This window comes from Brevibacillus sp. JNUCC-41 (genome assembly GCF_014844095.1).
GTDB lineage: Bacteria > Bacillota > Bacilli > Bacillales > DSM-1321 > Peribacillus > Peribacillus aracenensis.
On sequence record NZ_CP062163.1, the window covers coordinates 5429635 to 5445558 of the forward strand.

Genomic DNA, 15924 nt, shown 5'->3' on the forward strand with positions numbered 1-15924 from the left:
CATGCTCATTTAATGACGGGCTTAAAAAAGCCCTCGGTTCCGAATCACCTTCTGGACCTCTGAAGACTTCTCTTCGCCCTTGGCGGTCCCAGCACTTCTGACATGATGATGCCATCAATCAGCTGCTTTTTACCAAAAGACGGCCCTTTGCGATAGACCGGACTGTTATTATCTGAAATCGTTGATGTGATTTGATCCGCCTTCGCTTTTTGATATAAACGCTGCTGATCGTACTTCTGCTGAAGCCTTCTAAGCTCCGCAATCCGTTCGTTCGCCTCATTCGTCGTCTCATCGATCACTTCAACAGCCTGAGCCGCCTGCTGTTCGACTTTCCTTACGGGAGCAGGCGCAGGGCTTTGCTGCGGATTCTCCTGCTGCATTTCACCTTGAAGCTCCCGCATGACCTCCTGCCATTTCTTTTTCGGAGGCTTGTTAGGATCATCATATTGCTGAGGCTGCTTTTTCTTTCCTAACATGGACGTTAAAATACCGATCAAGACAATGATAAGGAATGGGTTCTTGAGAAAGAAATCAATAAAATCTCCCATTTAAAGACCTTCCTTCCCTGACCTAATTATTATTATTGTTATTGTTGTTATCTTTTGGATTGTCTGATATTTTACTGATGGAATCTCGCATATCCGTATCGGCCGTGATATTTTGGATATTCATATAATCCATCACTCCAAGGTTTCCGCTTTTCAGTGCATCGGCCATGGCCAATGGAACTTCCGCTTCGGATTGAACAACCTTCGCTCTCATTTCCTGAACACGGGCAACCATTTCCTGTTCAAGTGCAACAGCCATAGCACGGCGTTCTTCGGCCTTTGCCTGGGCTATTTTCTTATCGGCTTCAGCTTGGTCCGTCTGTAATATGGCCCCGATATTTTTTCCGATATCCACTTCAGCGATATCAATGGAAAGAATTTCGAATGCCGTTCCTGAATCCAAACCTTTCGATAATACCGTTCTTGAAATCAAATCGGGGTTCTCAAGTACATCTGTATGCATTTTCGAAGCACCGATCGTCGATACGATCCCTTCACCTACACGGGCAATGATCGTCTCTTCACCGGCACCACCGACAAGGCGTTCAATATTGGCCCGGACCGTTATCCTTGCCTTCGCTTTCACTTCAATACCATTCATCGCCACACCAGAGATGAACGGAGTTTCGATCACTTTCGGGTTAACGCTCATTTGAACGGCTTCCAGTACATCACGTCCTGCAAGGTCAATGGCTGCACCCCGTTCGAAAGGAAGCACGATATTGGCACGTTCTGCAGCAATTAATGCATTCACCACTCGATCGACATTACCGCCTGCAAGGTAATGGCTCTCCAATTGATTCGTTGAAACATTGATTCCAGCCTTATGGGCCTTGATAAGCGGGTTGACGACCCTGCTTGGTATAACACGGCGAAGCCTCATCCCAACTAATGTAAATATACTGATTTTGACTCCTGCCGCTAAAGCGGAAATCCATAGCATTACTGGTACGAATGTGAAAAACACTGCCAATACGATGATGGCAGCAATCACTGCCAGTACAATAAATATCGTTCCTGAAGTTATCACTTAATGATTCATCCTTCCTGTATCTTTTAATTTTAATTTGAATCCGGAATTTCCCGGACGACTACCCTTGATCCTTCAACTTTAACGATGATGATTGACGAACCTTTGGAAATAAAGCTTCCTTCGGTCACGACATCTACTCTTTCTTCTTTGACCAAAGCTGTTCCTGAAGGCCTCAAATCTGTAAGGGCCTTCCCTTCTACACCTAATAAATCCAAACGGTTCGGATTGCTGACATATCCTTGTTCCGTTTTTGTTGCATCGGTTAATATCATTTTCCTGAAAAATTTCATCTGTTTTCCAAACACCTTTACAAGTAGGATGAATACCAAAATGGATACGGTGACCGCAATTAGCAAGGATATCGTCATATGGACCGGATCACCTGTTGCGAGGAATAAACTCCCCACTATCGCGGTAAATCCGAGCAGCCCGATAATCCCCCCTGGGATAAAAAATTCAATTAGTACGAGAATGACCCCGATGATGAACATCGCTAACGATTCGTATCCGGTGATACCGGCGACAAGATGACCATAGAAAAATAAGACAAGACTGGTGATCCCAATGACCCCCGGAATTCCAAAACCGGGTGAAAACAATTCGATCACTATCCCGATTCCCGCTATCGTTAACAAAATGGGAACGACGATCGGGTTGGTCAAAAAGCGGGCAAGTTTCTCAGGAAAGCTTTCTTCGATTGACCGAATATCAGCATCCTCGACTCCAAGTATACTATACAGCTCCGCTTTCCCAGAGACGGTGCCTTCACTATATCCAGCCTTTTTTGCCTGTTCAGCTGTAAATGTCAGCAATTTCCCTTTTTCCGCTCCATATTCGGGCAGATCGATGTCAACATCCGCCATCGCCTGGGCGTATATGGGATCACGTCCATTTTGTTCTGCAGCAGTCTTCATGGCAGCTAACCAATAAGATTGCGCTTTCTTACCTGCAGCATTCCCCGTTGAATCTATCACAGCCGCAGATCCCATGGTGGCGCTCGGAACCATATAGATCTCATCTGCACTTAGAGAAATGTATGCCCCTGCAGATAATGCCCTATTATTGACATAGGCAACTGTCTTGATTGGTGAATCCGACAGTAACTTTGCAATTTCCCCCGCTGCATCCACAGCACCTCCAGGGGTATTCACCTCGAAAACGACAAGATCTGCATCAGCTGCCTCAGCAGTGGTCAGCGCGCGCTCCAAAAAGGCCGAGAGTCCCTTTTCCACCGTTTCTTCAATCGGAACATGGTAAACGATTTTCTCGTTTGCAGATGCCGTCGCCCCCCAAAAAGAAGACATGGTGAACAGCAATCCAAATAATAGTACAGATAAATAACGCCAAATTTTCAACGGAACGCCCCCTTTCCCGTATTAAACGCGGTAAGTGCCTCATCGCTCAGGAGGAACACCTACCAGTAAATTCAGCACGCAACTAAATTCGAATAAGGAGCAAATGAAGCGACCCTTTACTCTGTTCTTTAGTTATTACGTATGTATATGAAAAAGGTTTCAAAAAAAAGCAAATAAAATTAAAAGTGACCCCATTTTCTTGGGCTGCGTCTCAATAATATACGCTAAAAATTCATGAAATACACAAAAACCACAGGCAATTTGCCTGCGGTTAGGTTTCGAGTTTTAAGTTTAGAGTTTAAGATAGATGTTGTTGTACTAATTTGTTTACTAGAGAACCATCCGCTTTACCTTTAACTTTAGGCATTAAAGCTCCCATAACTCGCCCCATATCTGCTTTGGATGTTGCTTTGACTTCTTCAATCGTTTGTTTAACGATTTTAGAAATGTCTTCTTCTGAAAGTTGCTCAGGCATATATGCCTCTACGTATACTAGTTCGGTGCGGACTTTATCCACGAGATCTGAACGACCTGCGTTTTCAAACTCCTGGAGGGAGTCTTTGCGTTGTTTTAATTCGCGAGAGAGCACTGTCAATTCTTCATCATCTGTTAAATCTTGTCTCTGCTTCATGGCTTCGTTTTGAATAGAAGCTTTCAGCATCCGAATAACAGATAGTTTGTCCTTTTCCTTGTTCTTCATCGCTTGTTTCATATCATTATTTAAACGCTCGAGAAGACTCATCTTTCCACCCTCTCTTAGAATTTACGTTTTCTTGCAGCTTCAGACTTTTTCTTACGTTTTACGCTTGGTTTTTCATAAAATTCACGCTTCCTAGCTTCCTGAAGCGATCCTGCTTTAGATACAGTACGTTTGAAACGACGAAGAGCATCTTCAAGCGATTCGTTTTTACGAACGACGGTTTTAGACATCTCTTTCCCTCCCTCCGAAAACAACACACTAACTCAAGTTGTCAACATGTTATACATGTACTAAACAATTATAATATATCATCTTTAGCAGGTCAACTAATAAAATCAAACTTATTTTGAATATCATCATGTTATTATCATTATTTTTCACGAAACGTTGATTCAATTTGCATGAGAATCCAAATTATAGCATGTCTCCCGTCATTGGGCCATAAGCTTACTATGAGGTGACAGTCATGCATGAGCTATTTTCATTCCTTTTATTCATTGCGATATTTTTGGCAGGTATGTCGGTTTTACGAATCGGACTGTTCAATATGTCGGGTACAGCATTAAAAACCTTTCTCTCAAAGGTTACGGATAAGCCATGGAAAGGCTTAATGGCCGGAACCATCTTTACCGGGATCCTGCAGAGCAGCTCGGCGGTCATGGTCATGACGGTCGGCCTCGTTTCCGCAGGAAGCATAACGTTCCCGCAAACAATCGGGATTATTCTTGGAACGAATATCGGATCCACCTTTACAGCCGAGTTCATGACCTTCTCTCTGGATCGTTGGATCATTCCCGGTGTCGTAAGCGGCGCACTCCTTTGCTTCTTGCCGAAAGCATTACCGAGAAGCATAGGGATGTCACTGATCGGAATCTCAGCCATCTTCGCGGCGATGAGTGGTTTTAAAACGCTTTCAACACCGATTGCAGCCTACCCATCCATACAAACGCTCATCCATTACATAGAGGGCCACATGAGCTATGCCCTATTAGCCGGGGTATTATTAACAGCACTCATCCACTCCAGTTCTGCAACCATCGGGATAGCCATGAGCTTTTTGATGAATGGGGAGTTATCCGTCTCTTCCGCAATCATCATCATGCTCGGATCGAATATAGGCACTTGCATCACCGGATACATGGCCAGCATCGGTTCTGGTAGACAAGCCGCCTTCACGGCTTATGCACATATTTGGCTAAACGTCATCGGGGTTGCCGCATTCCTGCCTTTTGTGGACATCTTGGAAAGGACGGCTGCCCTTTTCACCGAAAACAAAGGGACACAGCTGGCCCATGCCAGTGTCATTTTCAATATCTTGACTTCTTTGGCCGTCTTGCCATTAGCAAGGCAATTCTCCAACCTCATTCTTTTGGTGCATCGGCCACACTTAAAAAAATAAGGAGCTGTCCAAAAGTCATTGGAGACTTTTGGACAGCTTCGCGGGAAGGATGGATATCACATGTAGCTGCACCAGATATAAATGGATGAATGATTACTGGGGGTTTTTCAATAAGCTCAAACCATTCGATATAACGGCAGCTGAAATCAAAATCATCAAACCTTTATTAGAGAAAGATGTTAGATAATAACAGATACTGCCACTATATTGAAGTGTCATATACTCAAAATTTCACCACTCATATAAAGTAGTGTTAATGATAAAAGAAAATTAAAAACCTTTTTTCATTTCCTTCCCCCTGTTCATGCATTTATTTAAGCAACTTTACTTCCTGTTTGATTCCCCTTAATATTTATTAAATCCACAATAAGTTTTTTTGAATTCATGGGTTCCAAAAATGATACGTGTCCTCTTTTTTATGGACATGGGATATCACCAGTTCAATTACAATCCGATTTTTTTATGGAAGTAATAAAAAAAGGCGGAGAAAAATAAAATATTTTTCTCCGCCTTTTTTATTTTCGGGGACTTATTATACGGTCCCTTTTTAAAATCAATAATCGGAATCAGCCGTTAAGCCCTTTACGATGGAGACACCTGCACTCGCTCCAATTCTTGTTGCACCAGCTTCAATCACTTTCTGGGCATCGCTCGTGTTGCGGACTCCGCCTGAAGCTTTGACACCGATATCCGGGCCAACCGTTTTTCTCATAAGCGTGATATCTTCAACAGTCGCTCCGCCGGTAGAAAAACCAGTTGATGTTTTCACATAATCCGTTCCTGCCTTTACGGCCAATTCACATGCACGGACCTTTTCTTCATCAGTCAATAAAGAAGTTTCAATGATCACCTTTGAAAGAGCCTTACCAGTGGATGCCGCTACAACAGCACGAATATCCCGCTCCACCAACTCATCATCCTTGTCCTTCAATGCGCCGATATTGATTACCATATCGACTTCGTGAGCGCCATTGGAGATGGCGTCTTTCGTTTCAAAAGCTTTGGTTTCCGGCGTGGTTGCACCCAGAGGGAAGCCGATGACCGTACAAACTTTCACTTCTGAACCTTCCAAAAGTTCGCTTGCATATTTCACCCAAGTCGGGTTTACGCATACGGAAGCAAAGTTATACTCTCTCGCTTCTTCGCATAATACCTTTATTTGCTCTTTGGTTGCATCTGCTTTTAATAACGTGTGGTCAATTATACCTGCTACATTTTGTGACATTAATAAATCCTCCTCAAAAACAATCTGTAACTAGTTGTACGTACCTCTCATGATACCATAGTTTTTCCACTTTGACGATATATATAGTCTTTACCCGAAAGTGCCAAGAAAACACATCAAAATGAGGATAAAAAAAGACAGCGATTAACCGCTGTCTTAGATATTGGATGCTTGTTGCAACGGAAAATCCTTCACTACCGTCACGAACTGACCTTCACTAGATGGATAGCCAGACTTTGTAATCTTCACTTTGACGATTTCACCGACCATATCATCTGAAGCCGGAAAGATGATTTTCATGTAATTATCGGAGTAGCCTTCATAAAGGCCACTTTCCAACTTCGTTTCAGGAATGACTTCCAGAACCTCACCCTCGAATCGGGAGGCATACTCTTTTGCCAGCTGATCCGACAACGCGATAAGGCGGTGGACGCGTTCATTTTTGATATCTTCATCCACTTGATCTTCCATACGGGCAGCTGGAGTCCCTGTCCGTTTTGAATAAGGGAAAACATGAAGTTCGGAGAATTTATATTTTTCTATAAAGTTATATGTCTCCATGAATTCTTCTTCGGTTTCACCCGGGAAACCTACGATGACATCAGAGGTAACAGCAAGACCCGGAAGTGCAATTTTCAACTTTTCGATTCGATCACCGAAGAAATCCATCGTATATTTACGTCTCATCCGTTTTAAAACTGTATCGGAACCCGATTGGATTGGTATATGCAAATGACGTACCACTTTTTTCGAATTCGTCAGCACTTCAATGATTTCATCTGTAATTTGGCTTGCTTCAATGGAGGAAATACGGATACGCTTCAGCCCATCGACTTTTTCCAAGTCCTGCAGCAGCATCGCCAAATTATAGTCTTTTAAATCGTCTCCGTAACCGCCAGTATGAATTCCGGTGAGGACTAGCTCTTTATAGCCTGCCTCGACAAGCTGTTCAGCTTGGTGAATGACTTCTTTTGGGTCGCGGGAACGCATCAAGCCACGGGCCCAAGGGATGATGCAGAAAGTGCAGAAATTATTGCAACCTTCCTGGATCTTAAGTGAAGCGCGTGTACGGTCTGTAAAAGCAGGTACATCCAATTCTTCGTAGACACGGTTTTTCATGATATTTCCTACAGCATTGATTGGTTCACGTTCCACCTTGAATTGCTCAATGTAATCAAGGAGTTTAACCCTGTCTTGTGTTCCTACAACAATATCCACACCTGGTATGGCCATGATTTCTGCCGGCGATGTCTGTGCATAACATCCCGTTACCGCTATGACGGCATTCGGGTTCTTACGAATGGCACGACGGATGACCTGACGGCTTTTCTTATCGCCAGTGTTTGTCACCGTGCATGTGTTGATGACATATACATCCGATGCATTTTCAAACTCAACACGATCATATCCCCCTGTTTTGAATAATTGCCATATAGCCTCTGTTTCATAATGATTCACTTTACAGCCTAATGTATGGAAAGCGACCGTTGCCATTTTTCATCACCTCAAAAGTTCTACATGATAAGAAACAGCGGAAAGTGCATATAAAGGTGCTGTTTCAGTTCTTAATATTCTTGGTCCAAGACCGCAAGCCATAAAACCGGCATCGGTCAGTTTTTCAATTTCCTTATCTGCTAAACCACCTTCAGGCCCAAATACGAATAGGATGGATTGCCCAGCGGTTAAATCTTTCAAGACAGAAGCCAGTACAGAAGCTTCCCCACGTTTCGCCTCTTCTTCAAAAGCGATTAATTTATGATCGAAACCGGAAGCATAACCAGCAAGCTGATCTGCCGTCATCGGTTCCTTGATGGCAGGGATAACCGTGCGGTGGGATTGCTCAGCTGCCTCTTTTGAAATCTTCTGGAGTCTCTCCAATTTCTTAGCTACCTTTTTGTGGTCCCATTTTACCACCGAACGAGCAGCAATAAAAGGGATAAATTCAACGGCACCCAGTTCAGTACCCTTTTGAACGACATATTCCAATTTATCCCCTTTAGGCAGACCGCTCGCTATCACAACCCTTACAGGAAGTTCCTTTTCTTCATTCTTCCATTCGGTAACTGTCCCTATAACAGCAACATCAGTAATTTCCGAAATTTCCGCGATAGCCGTCATACCATTACCTTTCACCGTGATGATCTTTTCCCCTGGTCCCATTCTCATCACCCTGGCTATATGGTGAAAATCATCGCCTGATATCTTCACCGTGTTTCCATTGATGTCTACTTCGTTAAGAAAATACCGTTGCACACTGCCACCTACTTCGTCTAGTCTAAAAAAACTCACAGGCTAACAGTCAGGAATCCGGAATGCAAGCCGTGCAAAGATTCAAGCTAAAAAAAGGTACTCTGACTATCAAAAAACCCGATAATCAGAGTAACTTTTCAATTAATCATTTCTTTTCGCGATTATTGCCACCCAATCTTCCATCAAGATCGTTTCCTCAACGGTGAATCCGGATGCTATAATCGCTTCCTTCACATCTTGTTTCTTAGTTTGAATGATTCCGGAAGCGATGAAATATCCGCCAGGTTTAACCACTTTCGCTACATCATCTGTAAAACGCATGATCACTTCAGCAAGAATATTAGCCACGACGATATCCGCTTGTTCCTTCACACCATCCAGTAAATTGCCTTGTGAGACAGACACTTTATCCTGCACTTTATTTAGTTCCACGTTTTGTTTGGCTGACTGTACTGCCACTTCATCCAAATCAAGGGACTGGATTCGTTTTGCGTCCAATAATGCAGCTGCTATACTCAGAACACCTGAACCAGTTCCTACATCAACGACTAAATCCCCAGGCTGCACTGTACGCTCCAGCGCTTGGATGCACATGACCGTCGTCGGGTGTGTACCCGTTCCGAAGGCCATGCCTGGATCAAGTTCAATGATCAATTCGTCACTGCTTACTGGAGTGTAGTCTTCCCATGTTGGCACGATGGTAAAACGTTCGGATATCTTGACAGGGTTATAATATTTTTTCCAAGCCGTCGCCCACTCTTCTTCATTCACTTCACTAATTGAAACAACATTCTTCCCAAGGTCTATATCAAAAAGAAGGAGATTATTGATTGATTCCTTAATAGCATCAATGGTATCGCCAAGGAAGCTGTTAACAGGCAGATAAGCCTTAATGACTACACCTTCATTCGGATAATCATCTGGGTTTAAGTGGTAGATTTCGCCAAAAACATTTTCTCGTTCCTTGACTAATTCTAGAGGATCCTCAATGACAACACCACTTGCACCTGCCTCATGAAGAATATTCGAAACAGGTTCAACCGCTTCATTCGTTGTTTGGATTGCAAATTCAGACCACTTCATAATCTACCAACTCCCAATTTGTTCTTTTACTTTTATTCACCTATCTTTAAAAGCACGCTTTACTTTTGAGAAAAATCCATCATCTTGTTCATCAATGCCTTGTCCGCTGATATCACTGAACTCACGAAGCAGGTCCTTTTGTTTTTCCGTTAATTTCTTAGGCGTGACCACTAATACGACCACATGCTGATCTCCTTGGCCATATCCTCTGACATTCGGAACCCCTTTGCCTTTTAAACGGAAACGAGTGCTTGTTTGTGTACCTGCAGGAATCTTCAGCTTCACTTTTCCATGAAGCGTCGGAACTTCTATTTCATCCCCTAATGCTGCCTGGGCAAAAGTAACCGGCATTTCGCAATAAATATCATCGCCATCCCGCTCAAAGAATTCATGGCTGCGCACATGGAAGACTACATATAGGTCTCCTGCCGGACCGCCATTGATTCCTGGCTCTCCTTGGCCGGTTACACGCAACTGCTGGCCATCATCAATGCCTGCTGGCACCTTGACTTGGATCTTTTTACGTTTTTGGACTTTTCCGTCACCGCCGCATGTTGAACATTTATTAGGAATGATTTTTCCTGTTCCTTGACAATGGTGACATGCTCTCCGGTTCACAATCCTTCCGAACGCTGTGTTTTGTTCAACATTCAATTGACCGGTTCCATGGCAATGTGAACAATTTTCCACTTTTGTACCTGGTTTGGCACCGGATCCTTTACAAGTATCACAATTCTCTTCACGCGGAATTTCGATCTCAGTATCTTTTCCGAATGCAGCTTCTTCAAAAGAAAGCGTCATCGTATACTGTAAATCCGCCCCTTGACGCGGTGCATTAGGATCTCTCCTGCGTCCGCCGCCGCCAAAAAAACTACTGAAAATATCTTCAAAACCGCCGAAACCGCCAAAGTCCTGACCGCCAAAGCCTTGATTTGGATCTGTGTGTCCGAATTGGTCATAATGGGCCTTTTTCTGTTCGTCACTCAATACTTCGTAAGCTTCCTTGATTTCCTTGAATTTATCCGCAGCATCGTCCGCTTTATTAATATCAGGGTGATATTGTTTGGAGAGCTTTCGATACGCTTTTTTGATTTCATCCTTCGAAGCACTCTTCGAAAGGCCTAACACCTCATAATAATCGCGTTTACTCATATCTAAAATCCACTCCCGATTCGATTCACATAAAGGTAATATTATCACTGAACGAAGATAATAATCAACTAGAAAAGTGCAAACGGCTTTAATACATTTTTGCAAATGGTATTGCCAGTGCCGATTTGCACACATTTCCCTCTAAAATCCAACGATTCCCCAACAGTGATTGTAGCACTTCAATAATTCCATTCACTGTAAAAAAAGCCAAAGTCAAGATAACCTGACTTTGACTTTTTTTACAATGGCAGGCAGAAATACTGCCCAATATATCAGTGTCCCGATTGGGCCACTCTTTATTTTTTCTCTTCTTCGTTAACTTCCGTGTATTCAGCATCCACCACATTATCGTCTTTAGCAGACTCGCCAGCACCGGCTTCGCCAGCTTGCTGAGCTTTTGCCGCTTCTTCATAAAGCTTCATTGTCAAAGCTTGAACGATTTCGTTAAGCGCATCTTTTTTCACTCGGATTTCTTCAAGCTCATTTTTCTCGATTGCAGCTTTCAGTTCATCCTTCGCTTCATTCGCTTTCGTTACTTCCGCTTCGTCCACTTTACCTTCTAGATCTTTAAGTGTTTTTTCCGTTTGGAAAACTAATTGATCAGCTTCGTTACGAAGTTCGACTTCTTCTTTACGTTGTTTGTCGCTATCGGCATTTTCTTCCGCTTCACGTACCATGCGTTCGATTTCTTCATCAGAAAGTCCTGAAGATGATTTGATGGTGATCGCTTGTTCTTTGTTCGTGCCAAGATCTTTCGCACGAACGTTCACGATACCGTTTTTATCGATATCGAATGTCACTTCAACTTGTGGAATTCCACGAGGTGCCGGTGGAATGTCACTCAATTGGAAACGACCAAGAGTTTTATTATCCGCTGACATTGGACGCTCACCTTGAAGGACATGGATATCAACTGCCGTTTGATTATCAGCAGCTGTCGAGAATACTTGTGATTTACTTGTCGGGATCGTAGTATTACGGTCAATCAATTTCGTGAATACTCCGCCCATCGTTTCAATTCCAAGTGAAAGTGGTGTCACATCAAGAAGGACAACGTCTTTAACATCCCCTGTCAATACGCCACCTTGAATTGCAGCACCCATAGCCACTACTTCATCAGGGTTTACACCTTTGCTTGGTTCTTGACCGATTTCCTTTTTGATCGCTTCAACAACCGCAGGAATACGTGTAGATCCACCAACAAGGATTACTTTGTCGATTTCAGATGCTGAAAGACCAGCATCTTTCAATGCTTGACGAGTTGGTCCCATAGTGCGTTCCACAAGACCTGTAGAAAGCTCATCGAATTTAGCTCTAGTCATCGTTACATCCAAGTGAAGCGGGCCAGCTTCCCCAGCAGTGATGAACGGTAAAGAAATTTGAGTTGACGTTACGCCGGAAAGATCTTTTTTCGCTTTTTCAGCTGCATCTTTCAAACGTTGAACCGCCATTTTATCTTTTGAAAGGTCGATTCCGTTTTCTTTCTTGAATGCTTCAACTAAGTAATCGATGATGACTTGGTCGAAATCATCCCCACCTAGGCGGTTGTCACCAGCTGTGGACTTAACTTCGAAAACGCCGTCCCCAAGTTCCATGATCGAAACGTCAAATGTACCGCCGCCAAGGTCGAATACAAGGATCGTTTGATCTTCTTCCGTTTTATCCAAACCGTATGCAAGTGCTGCAGCTGTCGGTTCGTTGATGATGCGTTCCACTTCAAGGCCGGCAATTTGACCAGCATCCTTAGTTGCTTGACGTTCTGCATCATTGAAGTAAGCAGGTACAGTGATAACCGCTTTAGTAACTTTTTCGCCAAGGTACTCTTCAGCATATGATTTCAAGTATTGAAGGATGATTGCAGAAACTTCTTGAGGTGAGTATTCTTTTCCTTCAATGACTTCTTTATGGTCGGTACCCATATGGCGTTTAATGGAAATGATCGTGTTAGGGTTTGTAATCGCTTGGCGTTTCGCCACTTCCCCTACTTGCCTTTCTCCATTTTTGAATGCCACTACGGATGGAGTTGTACGGTTTCCTTCTGGATTCGGGATTACTTTTGGTTCCCCGCCTTCAAGTACAGATACACAAGAGTTTGTTGTACCTAAGTCAATACCAATAATCTTGCTCATAGTTTCACTACCTCCCAATTATTTATATGTAAAAATCCTATTCGTTCACTTTTACCATTGCAGGTCGAATCACGCGGTCTTTAAGAATGTATCCTTTTTGGAATTCCTCGACGACGATGTTCGAACCGAAGTTTTCATCTTGAACTTGCATGACCGCTTGATGCAAACGCGGATCGAACTCTTCGCCAACCGAACTGATCGGTTCGATGCCTTCTTTAGTCAATGCATCAATAATTGCTTTATAGACCATTTCCATGCCAGATAGCAAGGATTTTGTCTGTTCATTATCCGCTTCGATTTTTGTAGCTCTTTCAAAATTATCAAGAGCCTCCACCAAATCACTAGCAATACTTTGAACTCTATATTTTTGGGCCGCCTCCATATCAAGCTTGGCACGGCGTCTTGAATTATCAAAATCGGCCTGCAGACGAAGGTAACGGTTATCCATTTCTTCGATTTTCGCCTCAAGTTCGGCAATCTTTTCATGAGCCAATTGAAGTTCATCTTTTTCAACCGGAGTTCCCTCATGGTTTTCTTCCGCCGGAATTTCTTCTTCAGCGAAAACTGCTTCTGGAGCGCTTTCCTCGATTGTTTCATTTTCCAATGTTTGTTCTTCGTTTTTATTTTCTGTCACAATCTCACCTCCCTAAAAGGGTTATACAATTTATGCTAAAGTAATATGCCAGGCCGCGGAATATACTCCTCCGCCACCTTAACAATATTACCTTTGCTACTATTTTTGATACAGTCTTGTCATCAGGGCCGTTAAATCTTTCGAGAAAAACGAAAGCAAACTGATCACTCTCGAGTATTCCATTCTCGTTGGACCCAATATGGCCAATGTGCCAACTTGCTCCTGCCCGATTGAATAGGTTGCCGTAATCAAACTGCAGTCATCAAGCACTGTGTTTTGATTTTCACGGCCGATCTTGACGTGGATGCCCGATGGATTTTGAGTAATAAGTTCATAAAATCCCTGTTCCTGCTCAATCATCGATAAAAGCGTGCTTACTTTAGCAATATCATGGAACTCCGGCTGCCTCAGCATATTCGTTTTCCCGCCGAAAAATATTTTTTCGGGCTTTGTGTCCGTCAAGGTCTCCGCAAGGATCGAGACCATCGATCCATAGTTATGAATGTGGCGGCTCAATAGAACTGCAACTTCCTTATAGATCTTATCCTTTAAATCAACCAACGGAACATCGACCAAACGGGAATTCAATATGTTCACCATCTTTTCAATTTCGTTTATATCTAAAGAAGGCGGTAAGGAAATCATTCGATTTTCCACATGACCTGTATCCGTAATAATGATGGCTATTGCCGTTTCAGGACTTAAAGGAATGATCTGGATTTTTTTCAGCTTATGCTCATTCACTTTTGGCCCGAGTACAATCGCCGTATAATTCGTCAGTTCCGAAAGTATTTTCGCTGACTTCTGAACGATCTTTTCCAATTCATAAATTCGTTCTACAAAGACGGATTTTAATATCTTCATTTCATTCTTTTTCGGAGCTTGAGGAGAAAGTAAATGATCCACATAATATCTATACCCTTTTTCAGAAGGGATCCTACCGGAAGAAGTATGGGTTTTTTCTAAAAATCCCATTTCTTCTAGATCAGACATTTCGTTGCGAATTGTGGCAGAGCTGAACGTAATTTCATCTTTCTTCGACAAGCTTCGCGACCCGACTGGCTGGGCAGAATGGATGAAATCCTCGATTATCACTTGTAGAATCAATAATTGACGATCAGTTAGCATGTATGATCACCTCTGTTAGCACTCTGTCTCATCGAGTGCTAATATACTAATAAATTATCAAATGAAGCTTATGATGTCAACAATGAAAACCGCTAATTCATCGTTAAAATTACATAGATTTCCTTCAGTCGGAATCAATAACGCCTAAAAATGATTGGAACACTTCATTTCCCAGCAGTTTGCCGCGCTCAGTCAAGTGCACAAACCCGTCTTCCACCTTTAGCAGACCCTTTACCGCCCCTTCTTCGAGCGGTTTCCTGAAAATCTCCGTCATTTCAACAAAAAATTTATTCTTAAAGATTTCCAATGAAACTCCTTCCGTTTTCCGGAGCCCCAAAAACATCTCCTCTTCCATCCGTTCATGAAGCGGTACCGGGTGTTCTTCCAGCACAGGGAGCTCGTTCGCCAGCAATGGCGTCATATATTTCTTCACAGGCCCATGATTGGCCACCCTTTTACCTCCAGTATAGCCATGTGCACCTGCACCAATCCCATAATATTCCACATTATTCCAATATGTCAGGTTGTGCCTGCTTTCAAATCCAGCTCGGGCAAAATTACTGATTTCATATTGATGCAGACCATGCTTCTCCATCTCTTCCATCAGCCTCTCATACATCGAAGCCTCGAGCTCCTGCGGCGGCAGGTTCAATTTCCCCCTTCGCATCTGATTATAAAAAACCGTCTTCGGCTCAACGATCAATGAGTAGCTGGAATAGTGCGGCAATCGAAGGGCAATCGCTTTATCCAGCGTATCCTTGAAATCTTCCATCGTTTGGCCCGGCAACCCATAAATCAAGTCTATGCTTATATTCGTAAAGCCAACCTCTTGGGCCAAATGAATCGTTTCATATACTTCAGAGGCCCGGTGGGTCCGGCCAATTCGTTTTAATAATTCATCATTGAAGCTTTGCACTCCAAAGCTAAGCCTATTGACCCCCGAATCATAAAGTATCTCGAGTTTTTCCCTCGAAAGATCCCCTGGATTGGCTTCGAATGTATATTCAGCCTTTTCGGGATCAAAGGGCAGGGTTTCATTGATTGCTTCACATAAGAATGCAAGCTGCTTTTCATCTAGAGAGGTCGGTGTCCCTCCACCGACGAAAACTGTCTCCAAACCTGCAGTCGGGTATTTGGAAAGCTGCATCACCATTTCCCTTTTCATCATCTGTAAATATTCGTCGACCGGCTGTCCCTGCAAAAATACTTTATTGAAATCACAATAATGACAAATATGTTCACAAAATGGTATATGGAGGTAGGCGCTTTTGATCATTGTGTTCACAAC

The 15924-nt window shown here is 43.1% G+C and carries 15 protein-coding genes; 1 reads left to right on the forward strand and 14 read right to left on the reverse strand.

Going from position 1 to position 15924, the window contains the following annotated elements:
* Positions 1-44: 44 nt before the first annotated feature.
* The 5 genes from JNUCC41_RS26270 to rpsU all read right to left on the reverse strand — a co-directional run bounded on the left by JNUCC41_RS26270 (position 45) and on the right by rpsU (position 3866).
* Complete coding sequence (locus JNUCC41_RS26270) at positions 45-548, reverse strand: hypothetical protein (RefSeq protein WP_192205604.1); 504 nt, start codon at positions 546-548, stop codon at positions 45-47.
* Between the two features lie 22 nt (positions 549-570).
* A complete protein-coding gene (gene floA, locus JNUCC41_RS26275) occupies positions 571-1560 on the reverse strand; it encodes a flotillin-like protein FloA (protein WP_370662593.1) in 990 nt (329 codons plus the stop codon).
* A gap of 50 nt (positions 1561-1610) precedes the next feature.
* Entirely contained in the window at positions 1611-2930 is a 1320-nt protein-coding gene (locus JNUCC41_RS26280) for an NfeD family protein (RefSeq protein WP_370662594.1), read from the reverse strand.
* Between the two features lie 304 nt (positions 2931-3234).
* Entirely contained in the window at positions 3235-3678 is a 444-nt protein-coding gene (locus JNUCC41_RS26285) for a GatB/YqeY domain-containing protein (protein ID WP_192205606.1), read from the reverse strand.
* Positions 3679-3692: 14 nt separating this feature from the next.
* Entirely contained in the window at positions 3693-3866 is a 174-nt protein-coding gene (gene rpsU, locus JNUCC41_RS26290; RefSeq protein WP_028391853.1) for a 30S ribosomal protein S21, read from the reverse strand.
* A gap of 236 nt (positions 3867-4102) precedes the next feature.
* On the opposite strand from rpsU, the gene JNUCC41_RS26295 reads away from it, so the two are divergent.
* Entirely contained in the window at positions 4103-5035 is a 933-nt protein-coding gene (locus JNUCC41_RS26295) for a Na/Pi symporter (RefSeq protein ID WP_192205608.1), read from the forward strand.
* Between the two features lie 553 nt (positions 5036-5588).
* Here JNUCC41_RS26295 and deoC read toward each other — a convergent pair.
* The 9 genes from deoC to hemW all read right to left on the reverse strand — a co-directional run bounded on the left by deoC (position 5589) and on the right by hemW (position 15912).
* On the reverse strand, positions 5589-6260 hold the full coding sequence (gene deoC, locus JNUCC41_RS26300) for a deoxyribose-phosphate aldolase (RefSeq protein ID WP_192205610.1): 672 nt from the start codon (positions 6258-6260) through the stop codon (positions 5589-5591).
* A 156-nt stretch (positions 6261-6416) separates the two neighbouring features.
* Positions 6417-7754, reverse strand: coding sequence for a tRNA (N(6)-L-threonylcarbamoyladenosine(37)-C(2))-methylthiotransferase MtaB (gene mtaB, locus JNUCC41_RS26305; protein ID WP_192205617.1), 1338 nt, complete (start codon positions 7752-7754; stop codon positions 6417-6419).
* 6 nt (positions 7755-7760) lie between these two features.
* Positions 7761-8513, reverse strand: coding sequence for a 16S rRNA (uracil(1498)-N(3))-methyltransferase (locus JNUCC41_RS26310; protein ID WP_192205619.1), 753 nt, complete (start codon positions 8511-8513; stop codon positions 7761-7763).
* A 138-nt stretch (positions 8514-8651) separates the two neighbouring features.
* Entirely contained in the window at positions 8652-9593 is a 942-nt protein-coding gene (gene prmA, locus JNUCC41_RS26315; protein WP_192205621.1) for a 50S ribosomal protein L11 methyltransferase, read from the reverse strand.
* 36 nt (positions 9594-9629) lie between these two features.
* Positions 9630-10745, reverse strand: coding sequence for a molecular chaperone DnaJ (gene dnaJ, locus JNUCC41_RS26320; protein ID WP_192205629.1), 1116 nt, complete (start codon positions 10743-10745; stop codon positions 9630-9632).
* Between the two features lie 296 nt (positions 10746-11041).
* On the reverse strand, positions 11042-12874 hold the full coding sequence (dnaK, locus tag JNUCC41_RS26325; RefSeq protein ID WP_076365208.1) for a molecular chaperone DnaK: 1833 nt from the start codon (positions 12872-12874) through the stop codon (positions 11042-11044).
* A 37-nt stretch (positions 12875-12911) separates the two neighbouring features.
* Entirely contained in the window at positions 12912-13508 is a 597-nt protein-coding gene (gene grpE / locus JNUCC41_RS26330) for a nucleotide exchange factor GrpE (RefSeq protein WP_192205631.1), read from the reverse strand.
* A gap of 99 nt (positions 13509-13607) precedes the next feature.
* A complete protein-coding gene (gene hrcA, locus JNUCC41_RS26335) occupies positions 13608-14636 on the reverse strand; it encodes a heat-inducible transcriptional repressor HrcA (RefSeq protein WP_192205639.1) in 1029 nt (342 codons plus the stop codon).
* A gap of 124 nt (positions 14637-14760) precedes the next feature.
* Positions 14761-15912, reverse strand: coding sequence for a radical SAM family heme chaperone HemW (gene hemW / locus JNUCC41_RS26340; RefSeq protein WP_192205642.1), 1152 nt, complete (start codon positions 15910-15912; stop codon positions 14761-14763).
* Positions 15913-15924: the final 12 nt, after the last annotated feature.